Source organism: Amycolatopsis sp. (genome assembly GCF_025464955.1).
Classification (GTDB): domain Bacteria; phylum Actinomycetota; class Actinomycetes; order Mycobacteriales; family Pseudonocardiaceae; genus Amycolatopsis.
The window spans coordinates 1-26,126 of sequence record NZ_JAODNM010000104.1 but is presented as its reverse complement, the minus strand read 5'-3'; the positions used below and the strand labels follow the sequence as shown (position 1 = coordinate 26,126).

Genomic DNA, 26,126 nt, shown 5'->3' with positions numbered 1-26,126 from the left:
GTAGGTGCACCACCCCGTGCCGGTCACGATGGTGGTGCGGGACGTCTCGGGGCGTGATGGCCATGCTGCAGGCCGCCGTTCACCCACGCGCTGGAGGCGCCGAGCAGAACGGCGCCGGCCACCGCGGCGACGACCATCGTGATCAGCATGACGGCGGCACGCGACGGTCGCCCGGGGACGCGGTTGCCGTCCTCGCGCGGGGTGGTGACGATGCGCATCGCGGGGACCAGGCGGGCGAGGCAGTGTAGGCCGGTCACGACGGCCCAGACGATGAACGTGGCTTGGTGCAGGCTGATCGCGTCGATCTGTTGGCCGAGCACGGTGACCAGTACGCTGCGGCTCGAGTCCGGCCCCAGCGCGATGAGCGCCAGCCCGGTGCCGAGGACGGCCAGGGTGAACAGCACCACCAAGGGCCCCAGTACACGCAGGAGCATCGGTGGTGGGCCGGCCTGGCGGTAGGGCGCGCGTCCGGTGTAGTACCCGATAATGCGCCAGCCGGTGGTGGCGGTCTTCACCAGCGCGGGCGGGACGAGCAGGACGCCGACCACGATGTGCCAGCTGATGAGCCCGTCGAGGTTGAGCAAGGTGACCAGTTCGACGACGAACAGCGCGAGGAGCAGCAAACCCGTCCACGCGGTCAGCCTGGCGTTGCCGGCCGGGCCACCGGTGCGGGGGAGCACCGGGTCGCTGCGGCTTTCACGGCCGGCGGCTTCCGCGATGGTGTCGCTCGCCCACTGCTGCAGTTTCACTGCTCTCCTTGCTCCAGTAGCACCTCCCGGCGCAAGACCGGCCAGGGTTTCATTGTCTCCGGTGGTTCTGGGAAGATTCTGGGAATTCCGCACACGTCGGCTGGAAATGGCAGAGTGTGGCGGGTGAAAATCCGATAAGGTGAGGCATTCCTCGTTAGGTAAGGTATAACTCGGTAAGGGTTGACTACTGTGAAATCTGCGCCACAGTGGCTCGCGATGCCGCAATTTTCCTGTTCTACTTGACTGGTGACCGAACAAAAGGAACTCGACGGCGCGGGCCGTGTCGAGCATCTGGTTGAGCCGCACGGTAATGCCGGTGGCAAGTTGAACTGGTTGCGCGCCGGGGTGCTGGGCGGCAACGACGGGATCGTGTCGGTTGCCGGGATCGTAGTCGGTGTCGCGGGCGCGACCACCAGCACTACGACGATTCTCACCGCCGGTATCGCGGGCCTGGTCGCGGGGGCATTGTCGATGGCCGGCGGCGAGTACGTGTCGGTAAGTACGCAGCGCGACACCGAAATGGCGCTGCTGCGGCTCGAGGAGTACGAGCTGTCCACGATGCCCGAAGCCGAGGAACGCGAACTGGCGGATATCTACGAGCGAAAGGGGTTGTCCCCGGAGCTCGCCGCGCAGGTCGCGCGGGAGTTGACCGAGAAGGATGCCCTGCAGGCGCATGCCGATGCCGAGCTGGGGATCGATCCGGACAACCTGACCAGTCCCTGGCAGGCGGCATGGGCGTCGTTGGTGTCCTTCACCGTCGGTGGCCTGCTGCCGCTGCTCGCGATCGCATTGCCGCCGGCTTCGGCGCGGGTGTGGACCTGTATCGGCGCTGTCGGGATCGGACTGGCGTTGACCGGGTTGATCAGCGCGAAGCTGGGTGAGGCCAGGAGCCGTCCGGCGATCGTCCGCAACGTCGGCGTCGGTGCCTTGACGATGTTCGTCGCCTATTACATCGGCGTCCTTTTCGGCGTCGCGGCGGGTTAGTGCGGCGTCCTGGCTTCGGGTCACCCGGTGCGGGTGAACGACTGCGCGGGGTCGGTTTTGTTGCAGAAGTCCAACCTCAGGACCGGCGAAGGGGTTGCGTGCGCGGCGAGGCACCGCCCGAGCCCGGCGCCGGCGTCGGAGGTCCTGGTGAACTGGAACTCGGTGGCCGCGGCGTCGAGGGGGACGAGGGTCCACATGTCGAGCACTGGGTCGTAGGGTACGGGTATGAGGCAGTTGCGCTGCCGGACACCGAATCGGAATTGGGCCAGGCACAGGCCGCTGGCCGCGTTCACGACGTCGTAGGTATCGGCGGACCGGCCGGGTACCTGCTGGAATCGGAACTTCTCCTCGGCTGCGCCGTCGCAGGTCCGTCCGCGCACGTCGGTGTTGACGTCGGTGGTGCCGCCCGGAACGTCCACACAGGACTTGGTCGACGCCGAGTAGATCGTGCTCGAAAAGTCTTCGCCGGGTTGGGCGGTGGCTGGTTGTGTCCAAGAGGCCAGTAGTGCGGCGCTCAGGACCGCGGTGACGAGTTGTCGCTTCATCGTTCTCCTCCTTGAGGCAACTAGTGTTGACCAGCGGTGGTGGACGGTTGGCTCCGTTGGCCCTGGCTGCGGGCGGTGAGCACAGTGCCGAGTGCGAACCGTCCTGGGCCGGCAACGGCGATCAGCAGGAAGGTCCAGCAGAACATGGCAGCGGCTTCGCCACCGTTGTTGATCGGCCACAGCCCGTTTTCGACGTGGACGGTGAAGTAGGCGAAGGCCATCGAGCCTGAGCTGATCAAGGCGGCGATTCGGGTGCCGACACCGAGCAGGACCAGTACCCCGCCGACGAGTTGGATCAGTGCGGCCCACCAGCCGGGCCAGGTCCCGAAGGCGGCCGGGGCTTTGGCGCCGAGGATGCCGAAGATGGTTTTTGCTCCGTGGCAGGCGAAGAGGAACCCGAGAACGATCCGAAACAGGCCGAGGGCGTGATCACGGGCGTCGTTGAGGCGGTGCATTGGTCCTCCAGAGCGTAGTCCGTCAGCTGCCTACGTTGGTGGTCTAGACCTGAATTGCGCCGGGTTTTGGCAGGCGTCGACCAATGACGGATGCCGCGCCGCTGGGGCGAGACTCCGTTGCGTGGTGAGCAGTTGGGCAATTACAGCCAGTGGGTGCAGCGATCAGGTATATCGGCTACCACGTCCCCGCGACACCCCCGAAAGTCCCGTTTTTACCTTCTTCTCACCTTTTGCTAACCGGAGACGTCAGTTCGCCGGAGATGCGTTGTCGCAGCAGGTAAGAGAACGGTGAGAAAGGGCAGCAGTCCGGCTTCAAAGGGTTTCGCTCGAGGGGTGGTTGCCGATATACCTGATCATCGAAGGGGTGATTGTGAATACCCAACCAGCCGCGATAGCCGACTCCTCTCGCCGTTGCCCGCGACGTCCCGACCAGGAACAGGAACAGGCATGAGCACACTGACCGACAGCACCTCCTCGGCAGCGGTCGCTGCCGGTGGTACTACCGCGATGAGCGGCCGACGGCTGCGTGGCGCGGCCGCGGTCCGCATCGGATACGGGCTCGTCTGGGCGATCGACGCCAGTTTCAAGTGGCTACCCGGTTTCGTGCACGGCCAGACGCTGAGCCAGGAGTTCGGTAAGGCAAGCAAGGTCACCACCCCGGGGGTCCATCAGTGGATCCAGTTGTGGCACGGCCTGGCCGGGGCCAGCCCCGGCACGTTCGCGGTGGGGACCGCGATCGTCGAGACCGCGATCGCACTGGGGCTGATCTTCGGGGTGTTCTCCAACTTGGTGTTCGTCGGCAGCGCGGTGTTCTCCTTCGGGATCTGGTCCTCGGCCGAGGCGTTCCACCTTCCCTGGAGTACACCGGGTATCACCGATCTAGGCCCGTCGGTGGCGTACATCTTCGCTTCGCTCGCGTTGTTGTGCGCCGCCGCGGGATCGGTGTGGAGCATGGATCGGGTGCTGCGGACGAAGGTGGGGCGGTTCGGCTGGCTGACCAGCCCCGCCGTCGACTAGCCGACCGTTCACGGTGCCGCATCGGGTTTTGCTCGCCGACGACGATCGCGCGATCCGGGAGTCGCTCGTGCGCGCGCTCGAACTGGAGGGCTACCGGATCACGGAGGCCGCCGATGGGGTGGGTGCGCTGGCCACCGCGCGCCGCGATGAGTTCGACGTGCTCATCATCGACGTCATGATGCCGGGAGTCGACGGCCTCGGGGTGTGCCGGGTCCTCCGCGCCGACGGCGACGCCACACCGATCCTGATGTTGACCGCCCGGGTGGAAACACCCGATCGGGTGGCCGGGCTTGATGCCGGGGCCGACGACTATCTGCCGAAGCCGTTCGAGCTGGACGAGCTACTCGCCCGGCTGCGGGCACTGTTGCGCCGCACGTCCTCGGAGACCGGCGCTGTGGCGCAGCGCGTGCTTCGGTGCGGCGGGCTGACACTCGACCCGGCCGCGCGGCAGGTGTGGTGGCGGGGCTCCGAGATCGACCTGTCGAAGACCGAATTCGACCTGCTGGAGCTGCTCGTCCGTAACGAAGGCGTCGTGCTCGACCGCGCCACCATCTATCAGCTGATCTGGGGCTACGAGTTCGGGCCCGATTCGAAGAACCTCGCGGTCTACATCGGCTACCTGCGGCGCAAACTGGAAAACGCGGGCGCGGTGGAGCTGATCCGCACCGTGCGTGGCGTCGGCTATTCGGCACGGTCGACGTGAACCTTCGCGGCAAGCTCGTGATCGCCTTCGGCGGGGTCGGTGCGGCCGCCGCGATCCTGGTCGGAGTGTTCAGCTACCAGACGGCGTCCCAGCGGATCGGCGAGGAACGCGACCGTTCGCTCCTGACGACGTCGTCGGAGATCGCCGCCGGGGCGACCCAGGTGCTCGCGCCCAGCGCGGTCATCAAGGGCGCGAACGGCGGCGACCACGGCAAGGCCCAGAACAAGGTGGCGCAGGGGATCGCCGCGGACGGCACCGTCCGGCCGATCGGTGGCAGGCCGGTCCGGCTCGCCGTCGACACCGCCGATCGGGCTCTGGCCGCGACCGGGCACCCGGGCGACCACCGCTTTCAGGACCTCGCCCTCAGCGCGGACAGCTACCGGGTGATCACCGTGGCACTCGGCGGGGGTCGCGGCGCGATCCAGCTGGGCATCGACGTCGACGAGACCCGGATGGTGATGCGCTCACTAGCCGAGCGCATCACCGCGGTCAGCGCGATCGTGCTGGTCGTCGCCGCGCTGGCGGGCTGGCTGATCGCTCGCCGGATCACCCGGCGCCTGGTGCGGCTGACCCGGGTGGCCGAGCAGGTCAACGACGGCGGGCTACTGGACGTCGCGGTGCCGAGCGGAGGCCGCGACGAGGTAGGGCGGCTCGCGGCGTCGTTCACCGGCATGCTCGGCCGGCTGGCCGGCGCCCGGGAAGACCAGGAACGCCTGGTCCAGGATGCCGCGCACGAACTGCGCACGCCGCTGACCAGCCTGCGTACCAATGCCAGCGTCCTTCGCCGGTTCGACGAACTGACGCCTATCGCGCGCGCCCGGCTGCTCGACGACGTCGACGGGGAGTCCCGCGAGCTCACCCACCTCGTCGACGAGCTTGTCGAGCTCGCCACTCGCCGGCACGACGAAGAGGAAACGGCGGTCGTCGAACTGGCCGCGATCGCCCAGCGTGCGGCGGAGCGCGTGCAACGCCGCTCGGGGCGGGTTGTCACCATTGACGCGGACACGACGAAGCTTCTGGGTCGGGCGAAAGGACTCGAGCGCGCGATGTCCAACCTCATCGAGAACGCGGTCAAGTTCGACGCCGATTCCGCGGAGCCGGTGTCGGTCCTCGTCCGAGGGAACCGGGTCGAGGTGTTTGATCGCGGTCCCGGCATCGGCGTCGACGACCTGGCCCGGGTCTTCGATCGCTTCTACCGCGCCGACGCGGCACGCGGTCTGCCCGGATCCGGCCTGGGCCTGGCGATCGTTCGGGAGGTGGCCAGGTCCCACGGTGGTGACGTCTTCGCCGGGGCGCGCGTCGGAGGTGGCGCGGTGGTGGGTTTCACCGTCGGCCGCGACTCGAGTCAACCCGGGTGAGTTCGATGAAGCGACCTGCTAGGCTCGAGTGAGTTGCTTTATCCAACTCGCTCGGGCTCCGATCGGACGGCAGCATGACGAAGACGGGTACGAATGCCACTGGGCTGGACGCGGAGCCCATCAGCCGGAACTCGACCGCGGGTCCGGCAGGCCGGATTTCCTACCTCGCCGCCGGTCCCGTCGACGGACCACTGATCGTCTTCGTCCATGGCTGGCCGGCGATCGCGGAGACCTGGCGGCCCCAGCTGGAAGCGTTCGCGGCGCGGGGCTACCGGGTCGTCGCCCCGGACATGCGCGGATACGGCCACTCGGCCATCCCGGCGGATCCGGCCGAATACGCGCAACGACACCTCGTCGACGACATGCTGGCCCTGCTTGCCCACCTGGGCCGGAACACCGCGATCTGGGTCGGCCACGACTGGGGCTGCGGGGCGACCTGGGGGCTGGCGGCCCACCATCCGGAGGTCTGCCGCGCCGTCGTCAGCCTGTGCATCCCGTATCGCTCGCTCGAACGCGGACCCTCGGCGGCGCTCCCGTACGTGAACCGCGATGTGTACCCGGCCGACGAGTATCCCGACGCGCAGTTCGACTACATGACCTACTACGAGCGCCATCCCGAACAGGTCACGTCGCTTTTCGACGCCGCTCCGGGGCGAGTAGCGCGAGCCTTTTACCGCAGCGGCAAGCCTGGCGCATATGGGAAGCCTCACCTGACCGCACAGCTGACGCGCGACGGCGGCTGGTTCGGTGGCGCGTCCGTCGTTCCCGACCTGCTGCGCGACGAGGACGTCTTGGACGAAACCCTCTATGAGGCACTGCGAAAGTCCTTCGAGCGCAATGGCTTCACCGGTCCGACCGCCTATTACCTCAACCACTCCGCGAACCGGGCCTACAGCGACTCGTCGATCGACAACGGCCATCTCCACATGCCGGTGCTGTTCATCGGAGCCCGCTACGACTACGTCGCCGACACCGTGCAGTCCGCTCTGGTCAGGCCGATGCGTGAGTATTGCCATCGCCTCACCGAGAAGGCGATCGACGCCGGCCATTGGGTGGGCCTCGAAAAGCCGGCCGAGGTCAACGCCGCGATCGTGAACTGGCTGGCGGTCGTTCGGTGATCTCGGTTGATCGAAGTTGGTGGTCGGCGGCAGGCGCTCATGGTGGCTTGCTCGCCGCCGAAGGTCTCGCAGCGTCGCGCGCCAAGCTTGCGGACTCCGGGTACGACTACCCGGTCAAGATGCTGAGTGTGCAGTTCCTCGCGGCGGTTGACGAACGTCCGTTGGCCGTAGACGCCCGCGTCGAGCGGCTCAGTCGCGCGAGTGCGGTGCTGTCGTTCACCGCCGCGCAGGATGGCGAAGTGGCGTTGCTGGGTAATGCTGTATTCGGGGTGAGCCGGCCGGGAATGCGCCTGGACGCGCGGCGAGCCCCTGCTGTTCCGGATGCCGAGGAGTGCGAGCCGTTCGTGCTGCGTCCTGGATTGGCGCCGTACGGGCAGCACCTGGAGTTCCGGCCCGCGACGCCGGCCCGGCCGCTGGTCGGTGGCGAGGTGGCGGAACTACTGTTTTGGATCCGGTTCGCCGATGGCCGCCCGCTCGACGCCGAATCGGTCGTCTTACTGACCGACGCGTTGCCGCCGGCCGCCTACGCGTTGCTAGTGGACCCGGTGCCGATGCCGACCGTGGAACTGAGCGTGCACCTGGGCGAGACGCTCGATGAAAAACCGGCCGATGGATGGGCGCTCGTGTCGATGCGCAGCCGGCAGGCCGGAAGCGGCTGGGCGATCGATGACAGCGTTGTCTGGTCCGCGGACGGGCGACTGCTCGCCCTCGGCAGGCAGACCCGCCGGGTGCTTCGGCTGACCCGTTAGTGGAGGGCGGGTTCCGCGGCCGGCGCGCGATCGCGATCGAGGCCGACCAGGTCCAGCACGCGGCGTACGGCCGGGGAAGTGAGCACCCGGAGCGTGACGCCGACCGCGCGGCAGTGATTGCCCATGGCAACCATGGCGCGGGCGCCCTGGGTGTCGAGCGAGGACACGCCGGTCAGGTCCACGGTCAGGGTGTCCGGCGCGAGGTGCAGCGCCTGACGCAGCGCGCTCTGCAGGAGCGGGTTTGCGGGGGCATCGACCTTCCCGAGTACTCGCACGATCACCGTGGCGCGACGTGGTTGCGCGATGCGCACGGTGAGGGCAGCGTCGGGAAGTCGGCGTCTGTGGTCCGATGGTGTCATTCCAGCACCTACGTTCCGTGAAGTGTCTGGTTCGCTGGGATTGCCCGCGCACCCCGACGGCACAGCAGCGTACTCGGTGTCGGGGGAGGTCTCAATCGGCAGGGGGACACTTACACTGAGGTGGACCGTATCCGCCGTCGTGGTGTCCACATCGGACGATCGTGCCGTTCGGTGGATGGACATTCGACCCGGCTGGGTGAATGATGGTCCGGCCAGGGGAACGGCCTTGCTGCCGGTATCGGCCGAGGTGACGATTGATCATGATCGGGAACTGCTCCGGGGGGTCTCACCTGAGGAGAAGGTTCAGAGATGGACGCTGATAGCACGCACACCTGGTACTACCTCGACCTGACCACCGGAGACGCCGCGGACGCCGGCGCCGAGGGGGAAGTCCACCTGTGGCTGGTGGATCCGCAGGGTGTGCGCACCGTCGAGCAGGTTCTCTCGCGAGCCAATCACGACGATCTCGACCGGGGAAGCACGGGGCGGCACTTCGTCGCCACCCCTGCCGAGTTCACCGAACCCAGCAGCGCTGTCGTGCAGCTGGCATCCGGACGTCGGTGGCAGCTGCGCGAAGTCCGGGTCACCACCGCGGACCTACACACGTCTTACACCACTGGGAAACGCGATGGTTGGTTGTGCGCCGGCATCGTCGCCGACCGCGGAATCAGCTTGCCGATCGCGCGCGACGCCGAATGGCCGAACCGTGACCATGCCAGTGCCCGCAAGGCGCTTTACGCGACCGGAGTGCGGGCGGTGACGTGAACGGTGACCCGCCGCAACGGCAGGGTGCCGTCGATGAGCCGCTGCCGGTTCTGCGGCCGCGCTCCCGACGGACGCCGGCCTCAAGCGCCCGGCCCGCGCGGGCCGATCTGCGCGAGTTGTATCGCCGTGGGCTTGAGGCTCGTGCGCGATGGTGAAGCTCGTCCCAGTCCCGGCGCGACCAGCTTGCTGTGTGTGCGATCGACCGGCGAGGCGGCGTGTGAATTCTGCGGACGCGACGAGCGCATGACCTTTTTCGGACGTCATCGCCCGCTGTCCCGCATGAGGTGCGTCGAGCTCGGTTCGGTGATTTGCGCGGACTGCCTCGACCATGGCGGCGAACTGATCAACACGGCCCTGCGACGCTGACCATGCCCGGACTCCCACAGCGCGTCGGCGAGTCCCACACTCCGGCCCGGCGAGTCCCACGTTCAGGCCGACGAGTCCCACAGTCACCACCAGCCGACCACACCCGCTGACCTCAAGAACTTCACCAGCCACACCGACACCACCGAGCCAACCCAACCGGCCTTCAGAATCCCTTCCCCACACCCCGCGTCCCTGCCGCGGTAAAACGGAGCCAGTCCACATCACCCAGCACCCACCGAGGCGTCGCGGACCCACACATACGACAGAAGAACCACTTTGGGGGGTCTCTTAGTTTCTAAGAGACCGCAAGTCGACGGCGAGTTGCGGTACTTAGCGTCCGCAACGACCGCAAGTCGACGGCGAGTTGCGAGGGTGGCCTCGCGCGGTTCTAGCCGCTGTGTTCGGCCTGGTGCAACTCGTCGGCGATCAGGTCGATGAACGCGTCGGCGACTCGGCGGGCGGCTTCGAAGGAAGTGCCGTTGTGCAGCGCGCGGGTGAGCAAGGTGCTGGTGATGGCCCACAACATCTGCGCCAGGTCACGAGCGCGTTCCTCGCCCAGGACAGCCAGGTCGCTGACGGTCCACTGGCGGCCCGTCTCGGACCACTCCTCGATGAGCTTCTGTACCGTCGGCTCCTGGCTGCCTTGGAGCGCGTACACCATCGTGAAAAAGTGGGGGGTCTTTTCGAAGGCGGCCGCCACCAGGTGAACCTTCGACCGAACCCGTGCCTCGGCGCCGAGGTCGCTACTACTGTGCGACCGCCCGAATACGGGTTCTGTCCATTCGGTGAGCGTGACGGCGTACAGGTGTTCCTTTGAACCGAAGTACCGGTACAACGTGGCTAGGGCGACGTCAGCGGACTTGGCGATGTCGCGGACCTGGATCTGGTCGTAAGGCTGCTTGTTCAGCGCTTTACTCGCCGCTTTGATGATGCGCTGACGCGTCGCCAGCTGCCAAGCAGGAAGCTGGTCCGGGTTTATCGCCTTAGCGCTCGCCTTCGTCGCCACAACGGTTGGCCCTCGAATCGATCGGAGAATGGAACCGTATTCTACTGTTGCCCCGCCCCCGGGGCCGACCCGCCTGCGAGTGTTCAGAGCCCGAGTTTCTCGGCGAGCCGGTCGCGTTGGAAGTCCTGGTCTCCCAGTAGCTGGCTGAGCGCGAGCGCGTTCTTCGTGTACCAGTGCGAGTCGTGTTCCCACGTGTGCCCGATCCCGCCGTGCAGCAGCTGGTTCTGCATAGCCGCCTGGAAGTGCAGGTCGTTGAACAGCACCCGCGCCGCGGTGATGGCCGCTGACGCGCCTTCGGCCCCGGTGTCCGCGGCGTCGGTGGCGACGCGCAGTTGTGCGTCGGCGAGGGCGTGCGCGGTGTAGAGGTCCGCGATCTTGTGCTTGACACCCTGGTAGGCACCGATCGGCTGACCGAAGCTGTACCGGATCTTGGCGTACTCGGTCTGCATCGCCAAGCAGGCGCCGATGGCCCCCGACTGCAAGGCGGACACCGCGACATTCGCCTGGTCGGCGACCGTGTCGAGCGCTGCGGCGACGTCACCGCTCAGGTGCCTGGCCGGGGTGCTGTCGAAGGTCACGGTGGCCATGCCGATGGTAGGGTCGGCACCGCGGCTCGCGAGTGCCGTTACGCCACTCGCGTTCTTGGCCACCAGGTAGAGGCCGACCCCGTCGGGGCCGCTCGCGTGCACGAGCAGGATGTCGGCGTCGACACCGTTGACTACGGCCGTCTTCGTGCCGCTCAGGGTGACTTCGGCGCCCGTGCCCGAAGCGGTCGTGGCGGGTTCCGGCACGATCCACGCCCGAGCGCCCGGCTCGCTCACGGCCACGGCACCGGTGATCCTCCCCCCGGCGAGCTGGGGGAGCAGCTCCTTCTTGGCCACTTCGTCGTCGAGGGCGACCAGGACGCCGGTGGCGAGGATGGCCGAGCTGAGCATCGGAGACGGGACGAGCCCGGCCCCGAGTTCGCGAAGCGCGGCGGCGACGTCGCTTTGGGTGCCGCCGACGCCGTCGTACTCCTCGGGGACGGTCAGCGCGGCGAGGCCGAGTTCGCTCGCGATCCCCTGCCAGGTCTTCGCCGAGTACGCGTCAGGGCTATCAATGACCTCACGGACCTTCGGCATCGGTGAGCGCTCGGTGACGAAACGCTTGACCGTCTGGGACAAGGACTTCTGGTCTTCGTTGTAGATGAGGGACATGCGGGCTCCTTGACGGTCGGCGGGTCAGCGCGAGAACTTGATCTTGTTGAACGGGATGCTCTTGTCGACGCCGGGGTCCTTCGGCAGCCCGAGAACCCGCTCCGCGACGATGTTGCGCTGGATCTCGTTGGTGCCGCCCGCGGTGGACATGCCGGACTGGCTCATGACCGCCATCAGCACGGCGTTGAGACTGTTGTCCCCGGCGGCGAGGTCCAGCCCGAAGATGTCCTGCACCACCGTGCTGGCCCACAAGCCGTACTCCGCGCCCGCGAGCTTCGCGGCAGAGCCGCGGGCGCCGATCGGATTGCCCGCCGCGCTGTCGGCGTTGAGGAACTGGCCGAACGCGTCGAGCGACATCTCTCGCGCGTACACCTCGGCGAGCCGGCGCCGTACGTGCGTGTCGGAGTTGAGACCGCGTTCGGTGACGAGCTTGGCGAGGTTGTCGTAGCCGAGCGGGTTGGCCCGGCGGCGGCCGCCGGTACCGATCATGATGCGCTCGAAGTTGAGCATCGTCACCGTGGCGTGCCAGCCGTTGTCGACCTCGCCCAGTACGGCGTCGGCAGGAAGCGGGACCCCGTCGAAGAACACCTCGTTGAACGGAGAGGTCCCGGTGGCGACCTTCAACGGGCGCACCGTGACCCCGGGGTCGTGCATGTCCACGATGAACATCGTGATCCCGGCGTGCTTGGGCACGGTGGGATCCGTCCGGGCGATGATCGCGCCGTAGTCGGCGTGCTGAGCCACGGTCGTCCACACCTTCTGCCCGTTGAGCACCCAGCCGGTTTCGGTCCGGGTCGCCGAGGTCTGCAGCGAGGCCACGTCGGATCCGCCGTCCGGTTCCGAGAACAGCTGGCACCAGACCTCCTCACCCGAGAGCAGCTTGGGCAGGTAGCGCCTCTTCTGCTCCTCGGTGCCGAGCGCGAGGATCGTCGGAGCGGGCATGCCCTGGCCGATGGTGAAGACCCCGATCGGCAGGTCGTAGTCGGCGACGAGCTCGTTCCACGCCGCCTGCTCGGCGGGCGAGAGTCCCTGGCCGCCGTACTCCGTCGGGTACGTGATGCCGGCGAACCCGGCCGCGTGCAGACGCTTCATGAATGCCTTGGACTCGTCGAGGGGGCCCTCCCGACCTTGCTGGTCGCCGGTCTCGGCGAACGGCTTCGCGTTCGCCTTGAGCCAAGGGTCGGCCTTGGCACGGAACTCGTCTGTCGTCATACGATTTCCCTTTCGTCACTGGAGTTTCGCTGGGGGAGACCCCACTCGCGCAGGACCTCTTCGGTGTGCTCCCCCGGGTTTGGGCACGGACCGCCGGTGGCTCCCGGAGTGACCGAGAAGCGCGGAGCGGGAGCCGGCTGGCGTACGCCGAATTCGGTCACGAAGGTGCCCCGGTCCTTCAGATGCTGCTCGTCTGGTGCCTCATCGAGGTCCCAGACCGGCGCGAAGCAGGCGTCCCGTCCCGCGAAGGCCTCGGCCCACTCGACCCGGGTCCGTTCCCTGAAGATCTCGGCGAAGTGTTTCTTCATCTGCGGCCACATTTCCCGGTCGTTCTGGCGGACGAACTGCTCGTCGTCCGTCAACCCGAGAACGTCGAGCAGTTCTGCCCAGAACCGAGGCTCGATCGCCCCGATGCTGACCCAGCCGTCGGCTGCTTGGTACACGTTGTAGTACGGAGCACCAGTGTCCAACACATTGGTGCCGCGCGGCCCCCACCTCCCGGCGGCCATCGACTGGAGCGTCGTGGCGGTGAGGTAGGCCGAGCCGTCGATCATCGCCGCGTCGACCACCGGCCCGCGGCCGGTCTCGCGGGCGTACAGAACGGCGGCCAGGACGCCGGCGGCCAGGAACATCGACCCGCCGGCGAAGTCGCCGAGCATGTTGACCGGCGGTACGGGCGGACCGTCGGCGGTGCCGCAGGTGCTCAGAGCCCCGCTGAGGGCGATGTAGTTGAGGTCGTGACCGGCCCGGTCGGCGTACGGACCGCTCTGCCCCCACCCGGTCATACGGCCGTAGACGAGCTTCGGATTGACCGCCAAGCAGTCGTCGGGGCCGAGACCGAGGCGCTCGACGAAACCGGGCCGGAACGGTTCGATGAAGACGTCGGCGTGCGCCGCCAGCTCGAGTACCGCCGCCCGGCCCTCAGCGGTCTTGAGGTCCATGCCCACCGACCGTTTCCCCCGACCGAGGATCGGCGTTCTGCCCAGCGAAGTGCCATCGGGCCGTTCGACCCGGACGACGTCGGCACCGAGATCGGCCAGCAGCATGCCGCAGAAGGGTCCGGGGCCGATGCCGAGCAGTTCGACTACCCGAATTCCTTGAAGGGGACCACTCATCGACGTGCTCCTGACTTGAATTGTCCACAATGGACGTTCACCGGTAGGCGGTGGTGAGGCGGGCGGGCATGACGCCTCCCGTGGTGATGAGGCCGTCGGCGAGGGCGGCGTCGATCTCGTCCGGGGTCAGGCCGGCCGCTTCCAGGACCTCCCGGGTGTGCTGGCCGATGCCGGGCGGTCGCAGCGGGCCGAACCGCGGAGTGCGGCTGAAGGCGGCGTGCCGCCCGGGCACACTGAAAAAGCCTCCTCCGTCAGCCGCCTGGATGTGGCTGAACTCGGTCAGCAGCAGCTGCGGGTCCTGGAGCACTTCGGTGACGCGCCGGGCCGGCACCGCGGCGATGCCAAGCTCGTTGAGCCAGCCTGCCGCCGAGACGGAGTCCAGCTCACCAAGGCTCTGTCCGAGTACGTCGGCGAGTTCGTCGTCATCGACGTCCGCGTGGCCGACGCCGACCGCCACAAGCGCTCGCAATGCTGACGCGTCGTCGCCGGCATCGACGCAGACCCACTGGTCACTGGTGGGGTAGTAGCGGTGAAGCGCGTGCGGGCCGCGGTAGTCCCGGCCGCCTCGGGGTGGGGCGGGTCGACCCTCGAACCGGACCAGGTCGTCCATCTGCAGGAAGGTCGATGTTCCGACGAGGGAGTCCCAGAAAGGACAGCGTCGCCGATGTATCAGTCGCCGTTGCGGTGTCACCCAGTTCGACGGCGACCTGGCCAAGCCGTCCCGGTTCGGTGACAGGCTTGTCGAGCATTTCGACCCGGGTGGTCCGGTCAATGCTTTGCGGTGCACCGTCGTCGCGCTGCGCCCAGGCCATCTGTGGGTTGCCGCGGGCCAGGTCTTCGACCCCGCGAGTGCCACCGCGGATGACGTGGTCACGGGAATCGCGACGTTCACCGTGGAGCCGCTGGACGAGGGGTGCTGCACGTTCACCCGGATCTTTCAGCTCATCCACCCGGCATCGATGGACCCGGATGTCGCTTGCCGGTCACCGACCCGCACGAAAGCCAGCTGAGCGTCGACCGAGCGCGCGACGCGATGGAGTCCGAGATGACGCGACACTAGTGTTGGGTGCCGCCAACTCTGTTGGGGGACAACAGAAGGCGAGTCAGCCGAGGGGTGCGCTGATTCGTTGGTAGGTGCCGTCGTTCAGCGCGATGTGCAGCCACTGGTCGACCCACTGCTGGAACACGACGTCGCCGCGCGGCAGAAGGTACGCCTTCTCGGCGAAGGTGAACGGCTGGTCCGGGTGGACCGCGCACAGTTCCGGGTGCTGCTTGGCCTGATAGCGGGTCTCAGTGGCGTCGGTGATCATCAGGTCGGCCTGCCCGGCCAGCAACGCGTCGAAGATCGTGTTGTTGTCCGGATAATGGACGATGGTCGCCTGGTGCAGGTTCGCGGTGTCGAACTGTTCGTTGGTACCACCGGGGTTGACGATCACCCGGACACCGGACTGGTCGATCTGCGCCAGTGTCTGGTACTTGGCGGTGTTTTCGCACCGGGTGATGGGTGTCTTTCCATCGCGGAGATAGGGCTGGGTGAAGAACGCCGCTTTGGCGCGGTCCAGAGTAATCGACACGCCGCCCATTCCGACGTCGCATTTGACGCCCACGTCGGTGGCCATCGTGGCAAATGTCGAGGGCACAAAGGCGAGCTTCACGCCGAGGTGAGTGGCGAGGTCGGCAGCCATGTCGATGTCGACGCCGCTCCAGTTGCCGTTCGCGTCGCGGAAGCTGAACGGCCGGTAGTCGCCGGTGCTGCAGACGTTCAGCACACCACGGCTGGTGATCGCGTCAAGTCTGCTTCTGCTGCCGGAACCGGTACTTGCCGACGCGTCCGTCCCGGTGACCACCGCCACCACGGCGAGAACCCCTACCAGCCAACGAAGGCGACTGCTCTTCACGCCAGAAGTCATGACCATCCTCAAGTGTTGTAATTTGCTACCGGGTCGGTTGCGCTGTGGTCTGCCGCACGATGAGTTCGGTGGGCAGTGAAACGCTCGCCGGCGTGGAGTTGTCGCGCAGCATGTCGAAAAGCATGGTGGCTGCCAGGGTTCCCTTTTCCACCATGGGTTGACGGATGGTGGTCAGCCCCCAGCGTTCGGCTTCGTAGGCGTCGTCGAAGCCGATGATCGACAGGTCCTCGGGGACTCGCAGGCCTCGTTCGCCGGCTGCTTTCAACGCCGCGATGGCCATGGTGTCCGACGTGGTGACGACAGCCGTTACGTCATGGTTGTCGAGAAGGGCGTGGGCAGCCTCGCTACCGGACGTGAGATCGAAGGCACCGGCTTCAATGATGGGCACTCGCTGGAAATCGCCGCCGGCGGCTTCGTAGGACTCGCGGTAGCCCTCGACGCGCTCGCGGACCACACCTTCGGTACTCCGGACACGCCTGGACGCGCTCACGCGGCCGTGGAAACCGTCCGGGGCAAGGCGTTCCACGATGATCCCGACTCGTTGGTGCCCGAGCCGCAGGACGTGGTCCAGTTGCCCGCGCGCCGCCTGCCGATCGGGAATGCCGACCAGTGGGACCCCGGCCAGTCGCGGGGCGTCCACGATGACCATGGGGATGCCGCGTGACTGGAGGGTCAGCAGCGCGGAGTGGTCATCGGGGAGGCTGTGCACGATGACGCCGTCGACGAGGCCCTGCAAAGCCGATCGGTCCCCACCGTTCTGCGGCTGGAGTGACTCGGCGTCGTGGGGGAGTGGTAACAGGGTGAGCGCCAGGTCGTCGAACTTGTGGCTCTGCACAACGCCTTCGAGTAACGCCCTGGTCGAAGGGTCGGTGAAGGCGTACTCGAGGGTGTCCATGAGCATGACGCCGATGGCGCCGATCTTTCCGGAGCGCAGGCTGGCGCCGACGATGTTCGGGCCCGCGTAACCCAAGCGGGTGGCTGTCTCCATGATGTGCAGGCGTTGGCCGTCCGAGAGTTTCCCGGGGCGGCTGTAGGCGTAGGAGACCGCCGCTTGGGATACACCGGCTTCGCGCGCGACGTCTTTCATGTTCACCACGTCTTGGGCCTCCTCGGAGAGTCGATTCCCGGTGACTCTCGGTACGTCAGTCGACAGGGCGGCTACTGACTGTTGACACGCTCTGCCGGTCGTGTCAATCTGTGGACGCTGGTTAATCGTATCACCAAGGTCAACACCAAGCCGGCGCCATGGTCAACATGATCGGTACCAGGAGGTCGACAGTGACTGAATTCGAGCCGGAGGCGCACGCCGTGCTGCTGCCGGTGGCGGGCGGAATGACCGTCGAGCCGTGGCTGACGCAGCTGCTGGAGCGTGGCACGCAATCGGTCCTGATCGGTGAAACCCGGGCCGAGTACGTGGGCAGGGAGATGACGGCCGACCGGCGCGCCACCGAAAAGGCCGAGGACTTCCAGGCGTTCGTGGCCGACGTCGAAAGCCGCGTCGACGGGCCGGCCCTGCTTGCCGTCGACCAAGAGCCGTGGGGGATCACCCGGCTGCACGATCTGGTACCGCCTTTCCCGGCAGGGGAAGCGCTGGCAGGCCTGCCGGACGAGGAGATCTCGGCCGCCGCGGCCGCCGTCGCCGACGCCGGTCGCCGGCTGGGGGTGAACATGTTCCTCTCGCCGGTCCTCGATGTGCTCACCGGGCCCAATCCGTGGTTGGAAGGGAGGACGCTTCCCTTCAACGAGAACGAAGTGGGTCGCATCGGCGCAGCATTCGTCACTGGTGTGCAGAGCGCCGGGGTGATCGCGGTGGCGAAGCATTTCCCCGGCCACCCTGACCTGGCGAACGACCCGGCGCTCGGCGACACCGTGCTGAGCGCCGCACACTCGGTGTATGCCGCGCTCGAACCGTTCAGCCGCGTCGTCGCCGCCGGGGTCCACGCGGTCATGGTCGGACCGGTCGTGGTGGAATCGGTCGATCCGAAGGAACCTGCGTCGACGTCCGCGGTGACCATCGAGGTGCTTCGCCGGCGCCTCGGTTTCGAAGGACTCGTCGTCAGCGACGACCTGGACACGCCCAGTACCACGCACGGACGCTCCTTCGTCGACACGGTGCTCGCCAGTCTTGAAGCCGGGGCAGACCTCCTGCTGCTGCCGGGAGGGCCCGAACTGGCTGACATCGCCCAGCAGATCGCCCGGCGTGCCCAACGCGAGCCGGAATTCGCCGCGCGTCTGACGAACGCCGCCGAGCGGGTGCGGCGGGTCGCCGAGATCGCCGGGAGCCACGCTCGCCGGTTCTGAAGAGTTGGGCAGGTGCCGTGATGGCTGAGGTACTGACCGTCCGGGCCGCGCTCGAGCTGGAAGTCTTCCGCCGCACGGAAGTACGGGTCTTCGCCGGACACGACCGGCTCGATCGTCCGGTTCGCTGGGTACACACCGGCGAGATCCCGGACATCCACCGGTTCCTGTCCGGCGAGGAGATGCTGCTGACCGCCGGGCTCGGCATGGGCGAGACCGCGGACCTCCAGCGGGCGTTCATCAGGCGGCTCGCGGACGCTCACGCCGCCGTGCTCGTCGTCGAACTCGCGGGACGCATGTTCGACTCGATGCCGGAGGCGGCGATCGAGGAAGCGCGGGCGGTCGGGCTGCCACTGGTCGGCCTTGTCGACGAGATCCCGTTCGTCGAGGCCTCGGCCCAGATTCACGAGGTACTGGTCGAACTCCGGGTCAGCCAGTTGATCGCGGAGGAAGCCACCGGGCAGGCCTTCATGGACCTCCTGGTGGCCGACGAGGACTACGTCGACATGGTTCGGGAGCTCGCGCTGCGGACGGGCTACCCAGTCGTACTCGAGGATGTCGCCCACCAGATGCTCGTCTACGCGGGGGCGACCCCGGAAGCGGACAAGATCGTGGGGGAGTGGGGCGTCCACTCACGGGCGATCCACGAACGGCACAATCCTCCGCTGCGCGGGCAGGCCTTCGCGCCGACGGCGCGGCCGGATTCCTTCCGCGACGTCGTGGCCTGCGCGCGTCGGTCCGTCGTCCTGCGAGGGGAGTCTTGGGGCTGGCTGCACCTGCTGCATGGTTCGGTCCGGCCGAGTCCGACCGACCTCAGGACGCTCGAGCGGGCCGCCGCGGCCATAACGATCACCTTGCTGAGCGAGCGGGAGAACGGCGCCCGCGCCGCGCAGCGGCACGGGACCCTGCTCAACCGGCTCCAACTCGGAGACATCTCCGGCGAGAAGTTCATCGTCCGCGCACTGGCGCTCGGCCAGGACTTGCGCGATCGACAGTTGATCGTCGTGGTCACCGGGCGGGACGCGAGCGGTGGGCTCTTCACCGACCGGGACCTCATCGGCGTGCTGCGCGATGCCGGCTGGCCGGCGGTGGTCGGCGACATCGGGGACTTCGATCTGGCGGTCGCCGGGCTTCCGCCGGGCTCGGGCGACAAGGAGTTGCTTGCGGTGCTGGCGAAACGAGGCGTGTGGGGCGGCGTCAGCCGAGTCGTGCCGCCTGCCGCGTTGCCGACCGCGGTCCGGCAGGGACGGAGCGCCGCGTCCGTGGCCTCCACCGCCCCGGAGCCCCAGCTTCTGCGCTTCGACGATCTCGGCGCCCTCAGGTTGCTGGTGGCTCTCGCGGAAGGGCCTGAGCTGACGCGGTACGTCGAAGACGAGCTCGGCTCGCTGCTCGAGCATGATGCGCTCACCGGAAATCCCTTGCTGCCAACGCTTCGTGCGTTCCTGGAGTGCGGTGGTAACAAGGCCCGCGCCGCGGAGGTGCTGTTCGTCCAGCGGCGCACCCTCTATCACCGGCTCGAGCGGCTTTCCTCGTTGCTCGGCATCGACGTCGGAGAAGTCGATACGCAGCAACGCCTTCAACTCGCCGTTCGCGGCCATGACCTGCTGCGCCGGCCGACCTTCCGGCGTAGCTGAACGGCGCCAGTTCCACTCCGTGCAGTGCGGGCCTTGAGGACTGCACAACTTGTGTCTGTCGCTCGGGTCACGCGTTGCCCAGACTTCTCGGACAAGAACGCAGGAGTTCGCGTATCGGCAAGGAGTGCGAAGTGCCCACATCGACCAAGATCGTGAAGCAGCCCGTCGCATCGGCGGCGTCGCGGACGAGCCGGCCGGAGACCGTCGACACGGTAGCCGAGGTTATCGCGGACGTCCGGGCGAACGGCGACGCGGCGCTGCGGCGCTGGTCGGAAAAGTTCGATTCCTGGTCACCCGATTCGTATCGGCTGGGCCCCGATGAGATCGCCGCCGTCGTGTCGTCGGTTCCGGAGACCGTCCTCGACGACCTGCGCTTCGTCCAGCGGCAGGTCCGCGGTTTCGCCCAAGCGCAACGTGATTCCCTCACCGACTTCGAGGTGGAGACCCTTCCCGGAGTCTACTTGGGACAGCGCAACATCCCGATCGGTTCCGTGGGCGCTTACGTCCCAGGTGGACGGTACCCGCTGACCGCGTCGGCGCACATGACCGTGGTGACGGCCAAGGTCGCCGGTGTCGGGCGGGTTGCCGCCACCACGCCGCCGGACCGCGGAGCTCCGCCGGCCGTGAGTATCGCCGCGATGCACCTGGCCGGCGCCGACGAGATCTACGTGATGGGCGGGGTGCAGGCCGTAGCCGCGCTCGCGCTCGGCACCGAGACGATCGCCGCGGTCGACATGCTGGCCGGACCGGGCAACGCCTATGTCGCCGAGGCCAAACGGCAACTGTTCGGAGAGGTCGGCATCGACCTGTTCGCCGGCCCCACCGAAGTGCTGATCATCGCCGACGACACGGCTGACCCCTTCGTTGTGGCGACCGACTTGCTCTCCCAGGCCGAGCACGGACCGGATTCCCCAGCGGTGCTGATCACCACCTCCGAGGAGGTGGCCAGGCGCGCTGTCGACTACGTCGACGAGTTGCTGGTCAACCTGCCGACTCGCGAAGTGGCAGGTCAGGCCTGGCGGGATCGTGGCGAAGTGCTTGTCGTGCCGGACCTCAAGGCCGCGTACGAGCTTGCCGACGAGTACGCCAGCGAGCATGTCCAGGTGCTCACCGCCGAGCCGCGCGTCGCACTGGACCGCATGCGCAACTACGGAGCACTTTTCCTGGGAGACAAGACCTGCGTCGCCTACGGCGACAAGGTGATCGGCACCAACCATGTCCTGCCGACCCTCGGCGCGGCGCGGTACACCGGCGGGCTCTGGGTCGGGAAGTACCTCAAGACCGTTACCTATCAGGAGATCCAGGACGCGCAGTCGAGCGCGGAGCTCGGCGAGATCTGCGGCCGTGCGTCCCGACTGGAGAACTTCGAAGGACATGCCCGGTCCGGTGACATCCGAAGCGCCCGCTTCGGTTCCGCCCGTCCTGAGTGGACAGACCACACCTTCGCCGCGCCTGATCGTCGCGGCTGAGGTACACCCCGCCATCCCGGTCATCCCGGGGCTGGCGCCGGTAGGGGATTACGAAGAACCAAGCATGTTTCACCTGGCCGTTGGAGGCCGTTTTGTCAGCAGTGAAGAAAGCGCCGGGAGCGGTGTCAACCGACGCTCCCCCAGTACCGTCGTCCGAGACCACCGGTCCGGTGTCCTCCGCCGAGGACACCGAACTGCTCGCAGCTCTGGGCTACGAGCAGAAGTTCGACCGCAAAGTCAGTCTCTGGGGAAATTTCGCCCTCGGTTTCGTCTACTTGTCGCCGCTGGTCGGTGTCGTTTCGCTCTTTGCCGTGGGGCTCTCGGCGGCCGGGCCGCCGTCGATCTTCTGGATTGTGATCATCGGGCTCGGCCAGTTGCTGGTGGCACTGGTCTTCGGTGAGGTGGTGTCGCAGTTCCCCCTCGCCGGTGGGCTGTATCAGTGGTCTCGCCGCCTGTGGAACGGCCGGTATGCGTGGTTCACCTCCTGGACCTATATCTGCTGCATCACGATCGGTATCACGAGCACCGCGTTGTACAGTTCGGACTTCGTAGCCAGCCTGTTCGGCGGCACCGCAGCCGCTCCTGGGATCAGTTCGACGCCTGGGCAGCGGCTGCTCATCGCCCTCGCCATCACGATCGTCTGCCTGGTGTGCAACAGTTTCGGCACCAGGGTGCTCGCGCTGATTTCGAAGATCGGCCTTGCCGCCGAGCTCATCGGCATCGTAGTGGTCGGTCTTTACCTGCTGATCTTCCACCGGCACAACCCGATCTCGATTTTCGTCGACGGTATGGGCACCAGCCATGGCGGCGGGTACGCGGGGGCTTTCATCGCCGCGTCGCTGGTCGGCCTCTTCCTGTTCTACGGGTTCGAAGCCTGCGGAGAAATCGCCGAAGAAGTCCCGAATCCGGCGCGCAGCATTCCTCGCGCCATGCAATTGACGGTGGTCGTCGGTGGTCTCGCGGCGATCCTCGCCTTCGCCGGCTACGCACTCGCTGCGCCTGACCTGGCATCGATCGTCTCGGGCAAGGACACGAACCCCATTCCGGCGATCCTGCAGAGTTCGGTGGGCATCGTCGGTACCAAGCTCATCCTCGTGGTGACGTTGACGTCGTTCATCGCAGGCGTGATGAGCCAGCAGGCCGCGGCAAGTCGCATCGTGTTCTCGTTCGCTCGCGACGACATGTTCCCGGGCGCTCGGGTGTTTTCCAAGGTCTCGCGGCACCGACGGGTTCCGTTCAACGCCTTGCTCGCGGTCAACGTCGTGCCGGTGCTGATTTTCGTGTTCGTCTACTTCTCACCGGACTCCCTGGTGCGGATCGTTGCCTTCCAGGTGCTGGCGGGCTACGTCGCGTTCCAGATGGTTGTCCTTGCCGCACTACGCATGCGGCTACGCGGGTGGCGTCCGGCGGGAGCTTGGAGCCTCGGCCGGTACGGAATCGCCATCAACGCTGCCGCCTTGGTCTACGGCGTCTTCGCGATGGTCCTGCTCGCCGCCCCCACCGGCAACGCCGCCTCGTCGTTCATCGACCGCTGGATCGCGCTGATCGGATTCCTCGTCGTGTCCGCGGTCGGGTTGGTCTACCTGCTGGTGGCGAAACCGGAACGCAAGTCCACCGCACCGGAGGGTGACGCGATCGAAATCGCGGCGCGACTCCGTGACCGCGCCGCCACACTGAACCCGAGGAACAGGAGTATCCGATGACCCGAGTGCTCTACCTTTACGGTGGCTGGCCCGGCCATAAACCCTACGAGATCGCCACCAAATGGACCCTCCCGCTCTTCGCGGAATTGGGATTCGACGTGACGGAGACCAACGATGTCTTCGCCCTCGACGACGATCTCACCAGCTACGATCTGATCGCGCTCAACTGGAACAATGCGCTGCTGTCCGACGGTCTTTCGGCGGCTCAGGAAGCGGGCTTGCTCGGCGCGGTCGAGGCAGGCACCGGAATCGCTGCCTGGCATGGTGCCGCGGCGGCATTCCGCACGAGCATCAAGTACCACTGGTTACTCGGGGGAAGCTTCCTGGAGCACCCAGCAGGCGAAGGGGTGAAATACCCCTACGAGGTTTCGATTGTCGACCATGATCATGAGATCACCGCGGCTGTCGGTGATTTCCGGGTCGCGTCGGAGCAGTACTACATGTCGGTCGACCCGAACAACCATGTGCTGGCCGAAACGACCTTCACCGGCGAACACGTGCCCTGGATCGAAGGCAAGCGGATGCCGCAGGCCTGGACTCGGACCTGGGGACAGGGACGGGTGTTCTACAGCGCGGTCGGCCATGACCTGGACGACCTGCAGAACCCGGACGTGACGAGGCTTTGCACCCAGGGCTTCGCCTGGGCGGCCCGCGACAGCAAGTAACCGCAGGAAAAGGAGTATCCCATGACTGTCCTCACCGGCGGCCAGATCGTCGCGCGGACCTTGCGCAACTACGGCGTCGACTACGTGGCCGGCATCCCCGGTCACGGGATCTGGTCGCTCACCGACGCGTTCCTCGATGAAGAGTCGAACATCCCGTTCATCCAGACTTTCCACGAGCAGAGCGCGGTCCATCTCGCCGATGGGTTCTACCGCGCCACCGGCAGGCCCATCGCGGCGGTCACCTCGATCGGCGCCGGGGCGAGCAACACCGTCATCGGCATGGCCACCGCGTTCACCGATTCGACCAGCGCGCTGGTGATCACAGGTGGTCCGCCGACGCACATGCGCGGCCACGGCCTGCTGCAGGAACTCGAGCGCTATACGGCCAACGATTTTCCGAAGATCGCCGAGGCGGTCAGCAAGCGGCACTGGGTGGTCAACCGGGTCGAGGAACTCCCCTTTGTCCTGCACCGCTGTTTCAATTCGATGCTGACCGGCCGACCGGGTCCGGTGCATCTCGAGATCCCGATGGACGTCCAGGCCGAGGCGTCCGATGTGGAGCTTCACGATCTGCGGCGGCGGCTGCCGGTCGGCCGCCAGTACCCTGATCCGCAGGCGGTGGACCGCGCGGTCGACGTGCTTCGCGCCGCTCGCCGTCCGGTCATTGTCGTGGGCGGTGGCGCGATCACGTCCGACGCGTCGGACGTGATCCTGGCGTTGGCCGAGCACTGGAAGATTCCGGTCGTGACCACGTGGAACGGGAAGAGCGCGTTCCCCGAGGACCACGAACTCTTCGCCGGCAGCGTCGGGCAAACCGGCACGATGACCGGTAACACCATCGCGAGCTCGGCGGACGTCATCGTGGCGGTCGGCTGCCGGTTCACTGACTGGTCGGCGTCGAGCTACGCGAAGGGCGTCACCTTCTCGATCCCGCCGGCGAAGCTGATCCACATCGACATCGATCCCCACGAGATCGGCAAGAACTACCCGGCCGAGGTCGGGATCGCCGCCGATGCGCAGCGGTCCGTCGCGGCCATTGTGGACTCTCTGCCGAGCGCCCCTGCCGACCGTCCGGAGTACCTCGCCGAGCTGGCGACCCTGAAGCACGACTGGGAGGAGAAGCTGGCAGGGCGCCGGGACAGCGACCGGTTCCCGTTCACCTCGCAACGCCCGCTTGGTGCCCTGCGCTCGGTGCTGCCGCGTGACGCGATCATCGTGGCCGGTTCGGGCAACACCCAGGGCGCGGTCAAGCAGACCTTTCCGGTCTACAGCCCGCGCACGCATCTGACGTCCGGTGGGTTCTCCTCGATGGGCTGGGCCATCCCGGCCGCGATCGGCGCGAAGCTGGGGCAGCCCGACCGCACGGTCGTCTGCGTGCTCGGTGACGGCGACTTCCTGATGACGGCCCAGGAGATCGCGTTGAGCGTGACCACGGGTGCGCCGGTGATCTTCGTCGTCCAGAACAACGCCGGCTACATGTCGATCCGCGGCGGCCAGCGCAAGCAGACCTCCCGGCACATCGGCACGGAGTTCACGCGCCCGGACGGTTCGCCGTACAGCCCCGATTTCGCCGCTTTGGGTGCTTCCTTCGGGATCGAGTCGTCGAAGGTGTCCGATGCCGAGTCGCTGGAACCGACGCTGCGTAAGGCAGTCGAGTCCGGCGCGCCGGCGCTCGTGGAGATCCCGACCGACCGGGACGCGGCCGGCCCCTGGGTGCCGGGTTGGTGGGACTTCCCCGTCCCTGCCTACATCACCGACGAGCGCCAGGACGAGTACCACCGCACCCGCGCGACCGAGCAGCACCTCTGACCACTCGACCCGCGGCCGGCGTGAGCGCGTCGGCCGCGGGTTTCCGGCCTCGTATCGTAGGAAAAGCCATGGTTCGCAAAGTGTTCTTCGGACTGGTCGACGACCTCACCGGTGCGCCCGCGGGGCAGACAGTCTTCTTCGGTCTCAACGGCGCCATCTACGAGATCGACCTGTCGCACGAAAACGCCGCGGAGTTTCGGACGCTTCTCGAGCCGTACATCACGGCGGCTCGATCCGTTGGCGCGTACCAGACCGTCACAGGTGACACCGAAGTGAGGCGGCCGGGATTTCGTGAAGGCTACCTTCACCGCGTTTGATCTGGATCCGCGGATGGATCTGGGCGCCGCTGTGGGCTGACCGCGCAGGGTCGGTTCCGCTCTACTGCAGCAAGGACCGGGGCGGACTGGGGTTCTCTGCAGGCGGATCTTGGCCCGTTCCGTTGTGTCGACTCCAAGCTGCGAAAGGGATTTACGTTGCGGTGAACGCATGTTTGGCGCCGTGCATAATTCGCCAATCACGGTAAGCGACCGTTCTCGTGAGCCTGGTGTATGCGCGAGTGACGCGACAAGCAGTTGCAGACGGCCTGTGGGCGGATTTCGTTGCGGTGGCAGACTTTGTGAATAATCGATGGCTACCTTCCGCGATAATGTGTATCACCTGAACGTGTTCCGAATGTACGTTTGATCCATAGTAGAATAAAGGAGTGCTCAGCGTAACGACCACCCTCCCCGATGCCGCCGATATCCGGCGTGCCAATCCGGCGACGCTGGTCGACTACGCCCGGGTCATCACCCGGGAAATGAACCGGTACACCGCGCTGCTGGGTCTGGTGGTCACCAAGACCGAGACCGATGGCATCAAGGCGACTCATCAGTACAACTCGGCGGTGCAGTGGCTGATGCATACGACGGGGATGGCCGAGCCCGCGGCACGTCAGATCG

27 protein-coding genes are annotated in these 26,126 nt (G+C 66.9%); 16 read left to right on the top strand and 11 right to left on the bottom strand.

Annotated elements, in window-relative coordinates; genetic code table 11:
* Window positions 1–23 precede the first annotated feature (23 nt).
* Window positions 24–749: a hypothetical protein gene (locus tag JWQ81_RS24345; RefSeq protein WP_297544874.1), complete on the bottom strand. Its 726-nt coding sequence runs from the start codon at window positions 747–749 to the stop codon at window positions 24–26.
* A gap of 246 nt (window positions 750–995) precedes the next feature.
* Between JWQ81_RS24345 and JWQ81_RS24340 the strand changes: the two genes are divergently transcribed.
* Window positions 996–1,733: a VIT family protein gene (locus JWQ81_RS24340; RefSeq protein WP_297544873.1), complete on the top strand. Its 738-nt coding sequence runs from the start codon at window positions 996–998 to the stop codon at window positions 1,731–1,733.
* A gap of 20 nt (window positions 1,734–1,753) precedes the next feature.
* On the opposite strand, the gene JWQ81_RS24335 is transcribed toward JWQ81_RS24340, so the two are convergent.
* Together JWQ81_RS24335 and JWQ81_RS24330 are read right to left on the bottom strand one after the other, a co-directional pair.
* A complete protein-coding gene (locus JWQ81_RS24335) occupies window positions 1,754–2,278 on the bottom strand; it encodes an RICIN domain-containing protein (protein WP_297544872.1) in 525 nt (174 codons plus the stop codon).
* 20 nt (window positions 2,279–2,298) lie between these two features.
* Window positions 2,299–2,733 carry a DoxX family protein gene (locus tag JWQ81_RS24330; protein WP_297544870.1) on the bottom strand — a complete coding sequence of 145 codons (435 nt, stop codon included), beginning with the start codon at window positions 2,731–2,733 and terminating at the stop codon, window positions 2,299–2,301.
* Between the two features lie 447 nt (window positions 2,734–3,180).
* On the opposite strand from JWQ81_RS24330, the gene JWQ81_RS24325 reads away from it, so the two are divergent.
* The 5 genes from JWQ81_RS24325 (at window position 3,181) to JWQ81_RS24305 (ending at window position 7,678) form a co-directional block, all read left to right on the top strand.
* On the top strand, window positions 3,181–3,750 hold the full coding sequence (locus tag JWQ81_RS24325; protein WP_297544869.1) for a hypothetical protein: 570 nt from the start codon (window positions 3,181–3,183) through the stop codon (window positions 3,748–3,750).
* 13 nt (window positions 3,751–3,763) lie between these two features.
* Window positions 3,764–4,453 carry a response regulator transcription factor gene (locus tag JWQ81_RS24320; protein ID WP_297544867.1) on the top strand — a complete coding sequence of 230 codons (690 nt, stop codon included), beginning with the start codon at window positions 3,764–3,766 and terminating at the stop codon, window positions 4,451–4,453.
* A complete protein-coding gene (locus JWQ81_RS24315) occupies window positions 4,450–5,811 on the top strand; it encodes an ATP-binding protein (protein WP_297544866.1) in 1,362 nt (453 codons plus the stop codon). The genes JWQ81_RS24320 and JWQ81_RS24315 overlap by 4 nt, the downstream gene beginning before the upstream one ends.
* Before the next feature lie 74 nt (window positions 5,812–5,885).
* Window positions 5,886–6,929, top strand: coding sequence for an alpha/beta hydrolase (locus JWQ81_RS24310; protein ID WP_297544865.1), 1,044 nt, complete (start codon window positions 5,886–5,888; stop codon window positions 6,927–6,929).
* Entirely contained in the window at window positions 6,926–7,678 is a 753-nt protein-coding gene (locus tag JWQ81_RS24305; protein ID WP_297544864.1) for a thioesterase family protein, read from the top strand. The genes JWQ81_RS24310 and JWQ81_RS24305 overlap by 4 nt, the downstream gene beginning before the upstream one ends.
* Here the strand turns inward: JWQ81_RS24305 and JWQ81_RS24300 are convergent.
* Window positions 7,675–8,037: an STAS domain-containing protein gene (locus tag JWQ81_RS24300; protein ID WP_297544862.1), complete on the bottom strand. Its 363-nt coding sequence runs from the start codon at window positions 8,035–8,037 to the stop codon at window positions 7,675–7,677. The two genes, JWQ81_RS24305 and JWQ81_RS24300, sit on opposite strands and share 4 nt — an antisense overlap.
* A 309-nt stretch (window positions 8,038–8,346) precedes the next feature.
* Here JWQ81_RS24300 and JWQ81_RS24295 point away from each other — a divergent pair, with 309 nt between their 5' ends.
* Window positions 8,347–8,802 (top strand): hypothetical protein, encoded by a 456-nt coding sequence (locus JWQ81_RS24295; RefSeq protein ID WP_297544860.1) that lies wholly within the window; start codon window positions 8,347–8,349, stop codon window positions 8,800–8,802.
* 754 nt (window positions 8,803–9,556) lie between these two features.
* On the opposite strand, the gene JWQ81_RS24290 is transcribed toward JWQ81_RS24295, so the two are convergent.
* The 5 genes from JWQ81_RS24290 to JWQ81_RS24270 all read right to left on the bottom strand — a co-directional run bounded on the left by JWQ81_RS24290 (window position 9,557) and on the right by JWQ81_RS24270 (window position 14,307).
* A complete protein-coding gene (locus tag JWQ81_RS24290) occupies window positions 9,557–10,174 on the bottom strand; it encodes a TetR/AcrR family transcriptional regulator (protein WP_297544858.1) in 618 nt (205 codons plus the stop codon).
* Window positions 10,175–10,257: 83 nt separating this feature from the next.
* Window positions 10,258–11,370, bottom strand: coding sequence for an acyl-CoA dehydrogenase family protein (locus tag JWQ81_RS24285; protein ID WP_297544855.1), 1,113 nt, complete (start codon window positions 11,368–11,370; stop codon window positions 10,258–10,260).
* 24 nt (window positions 11,371–11,394) lie between these two features.
* Window positions 11,395–12,582 carry an acyl-CoA dehydrogenase family protein gene (locus JWQ81_RS24280; protein WP_297544853.1) on the bottom strand — a complete coding sequence of 396 codons (1,188 nt, stop codon included), beginning with the start codon at window positions 12,580–12,582 and terminating at the stop codon, window positions 11,395–11,397.
* Entirely contained in the window at window positions 12,579–13,697 is a 1,119-nt protein-coding gene (locus tag JWQ81_RS24275; RefSeq protein WP_297544851.1) for a CaiB/BaiF CoA-transferase family protein, read from the bottom strand. The genes JWQ81_RS24280 and JWQ81_RS24275 overlap by 4 nt, the downstream gene beginning before the upstream one ends.
* Window positions 13,698–13,734: 37 nt before the next feature.
* A complete protein-coding gene (locus tag JWQ81_RS24270; protein WP_297544849.1) occupies window positions 13,735–14,307 on the bottom strand; it encodes a CoA transferase in 573 nt (190 codons plus the stop codon).
* Window positions 14,308–14,473: 166 nt separating this feature from the next.
* Between JWQ81_RS24270 and JWQ81_RS24265 the strand changes: the two genes are divergently transcribed.
* Window positions 14,474–14,707, top strand: coding sequence for a hypothetical protein (locus JWQ81_RS24265; protein WP_297544846.1), 234 nt, complete (start codon window positions 14,474–14,476; stop codon window positions 14,705–14,707).
* 93 nt (window positions 14,708–14,800) lie between these two features.
* Here JWQ81_RS24265 and JWQ81_RS24260 read toward each other — a convergent pair whose 3' ends face one another.
* Both JWQ81_RS24260 and JWQ81_RS24255 read right to left on the bottom strand, forming a co-directional pair.
* Complete coding sequence (locus JWQ81_RS24260; protein WP_297544844.1) at window positions 14,801–15,607, bottom strand: transporter substrate-binding domain-containing protein; 807 nt, start codon at window positions 15,605–15,607, stop codon at window positions 14,801–14,803.
* A 25-nt stretch (window positions 15,608–15,632) separates the two neighbouring features.
* A complete protein-coding gene (locus tag JWQ81_RS24255; RefSeq protein ID WP_297544920.1) occupies window positions 15,633–16,694 on the bottom strand; it encodes a LacI family DNA-binding transcriptional regulator in 1,062 nt (353 codons plus the stop codon).
* Between the two features lie 191 nt (window positions 16,695–16,885).
* On the opposite strand from JWQ81_RS24255, the gene JWQ81_RS24250 reads away from it, so the two are divergent.
* The 8 genes from JWQ81_RS24250 to JWQ81_RS24215 form a co-directional block, all read left to right on the top strand.
* The gene (locus JWQ81_RS24250) at window positions 16,886–17,908 is read left to right on the top strand and encodes a glycoside hydrolase family 3 N-terminal domain-containing protein (RefSeq protein ID WP_297544842.1); all 1,023 of its coding nucleotides are present in this window, start codon (window positions 16,886–16,888) and stop codon (window positions 17,906–17,908) included.
* A gap of 20 nt (window positions 17,909–17,928) precedes the next feature.
* A complete protein-coding gene (locus tag JWQ81_RS24245) occupies window positions 17,929–19,539 on the top strand; it encodes a PucR family transcriptional regulator (RefSeq protein ID WP_297544840.1) in 1,611 nt (536 codons plus the stop codon).
* Between the two features lie 131 nt (window positions 19,540–19,670).
* On the top strand, window positions 19,671–21,008 hold the full coding sequence (hisD, locus tag JWQ81_RS24240; protein WP_297544838.1) for a histidinol dehydrogenase: 1,338 nt from the start codon (window positions 19,671–19,673) through the stop codon (window positions 21,006–21,008).
* A 122-nt stretch (window positions 21,009–21,130) separates the two neighbouring features.
* The gene (locus JWQ81_RS24235; RefSeq protein ID WP_297544836.1) at window positions 21,131–22,711 is read left to right on the top strand and encodes an amino acid permease; all 1,581 of its coding nucleotides are present in this window, start codon (window positions 21,131–21,133) and stop codon (window positions 22,709–22,711) included.
* Window positions 22,708–23,376 carry a ThuA domain-containing protein gene (locus JWQ81_RS24230; RefSeq protein ID WP_297544834.1) on the top strand — a complete coding sequence of 223 codons (669 nt, stop codon included), beginning with the start codon at window positions 22,708–22,710 and terminating at the stop codon, window positions 23,374–23,376. The genes JWQ81_RS24235 and JWQ81_RS24230 overlap by 4 nt, the downstream gene beginning before the upstream one ends.
* A gap of 21 nt (window positions 23,377–23,397) precedes the next feature.
* On the top strand, window positions 23,398–25,185 hold the full coding sequence (locus JWQ81_RS24225) for a thiamine pyrophosphate-binding protein (protein WP_297544832.1): 1,788 nt from the start codon (window positions 23,398–23,400) through the stop codon (window positions 25,183–25,185).
* A gap of 68 nt (window positions 25,186–25,253) precedes the next feature.
* Complete coding sequence (locus tag JWQ81_RS24220) at window positions 25,254–25,502, top strand: Lsr2 family protein (protein ID WP_297544830.1); 249 nt, start codon at window positions 25,254–25,256, stop codon at window positions 25,500–25,502.
* A gap of 386 nt (window positions 25,503–25,888) precedes the next feature.
* Window positions 25,889–26,126, top strand: a 238-nt coding sequence (locus JWQ81_RS24215) for a hypothetical protein (protein WP_297544828.1), incomplete at its 3' end; no start/stop codon positions are given.

Bases quoted from the DNA above. Each gene is read 5' to 3' on its own strand.
- JWQ81_RS24325 (WP_297544869.1), top strand. From the start codon at position 3,181: ATGAGCACACTGACCGACAGCACCTCCTCGGCAGCGGTCGCTGCCGGT.
- JWQ81_RS24255 (WP_297544920.1), bottom strand. From the start codon at position 16,694: ATGAAAGACGTCGCGCGCGAAGCCGGTGTATCCCAAGCGGCGGTCTCC.
- JWQ81_RS24220 (WP_297544830.1), top strand. From the start codon at position 25,254: ATGGTTCGCAAAGTGTTCTTCGGACTGGTCGACGACCTCACCGGTGCG.
- JWQ81_RS24295 (WP_297544860.1), top strand. From the start codon at position 8,347: ATGGACGCTGATAGCACGCACACCTGGTACTACCTCGACCTGACCACC.
- JWQ81_RS24285 (WP_297544855.1), bottom strand. From the start codon at position 11,370: ATGTCCCTCATCTACAACGAAGACCAGAAGTCCTTGTCCCAGACGGTC.
- JWQ81_RS24260 (WP_297544844.1), bottom strand. From the start codon at position 15,607: ATGACTTCTGGCGTGAAGAGCAGTCGCCTTCGTTGGCTGGTAGGGGTT.
- JWQ81_RS24230 (WP_297544834.1), top strand. From the start codon at position 22,708: ATGACCCGAGTGCTCTACCTTTACGGTGGCTGGCCCGGCCATAAACCC.
- JWQ81_RS24225 (WP_297544832.1), top strand. From the start codon at position 23,398: ATGACTGTCCTCACCGGCGGCCAGATCGTCGCGCGGACCTTGCGCAAC.
- JWQ81_RS24280 (WP_297544853.1), bottom strand. From the start codon at position 12,582: ATGACGACAGACGAGTTCCGTGCCAAGGCCGACCCTTGGCTCAAGGCG.
- JWQ81_RS24335 (WP_297544872.1), bottom strand. From the start codon at position 2,278: ATGAAGCGACAACTCGTCACCGCGGTCCTGAGCGCCGCACTACTGGCC.
- JWQ81_RS24245 (WP_297544840.1), top strand. From the start codon at position 17,929: ATGGCTGAGGTACTGACCGTCCGGGCCGCGCTCGAGCTGGAAGTCTTC.
- JWQ81_RS24275 (WP_297544851.1), bottom strand. From the start codon at position 13,697: ATGAGTGGTCCCCTTCAAGGAATTCGGGTAGTCGAACTGCTCGGCATC.
- JWQ81_RS24330 (WP_297544870.1), bottom strand. From the start codon at position 2,733: ATGCACCGCCTCAACGACGCCCGTGATCACGCCCTCGGCCTGTTTCGG.
- JWQ81_RS24310 (WP_297544865.1), top strand. From the start codon at position 5,886: ATGACGAAGACGGGTACGAATGCCACTGGGCTGGACGCGGAGCCCATC.
- JWQ81_RS24300 (WP_297544862.1), bottom strand. From the start codon at position 8,037: ATGACACCATCGGACCACAGACGCCGACTTCCCGACGCTGCCCTCACC.
- JWQ81_RS24270 (WP_297544849.1), bottom strand. From the start codon at position 14,307: ATGGACGACCTGGTCCGGTTCGAGGGTCGACCCGCCCCACCCCGAGGC.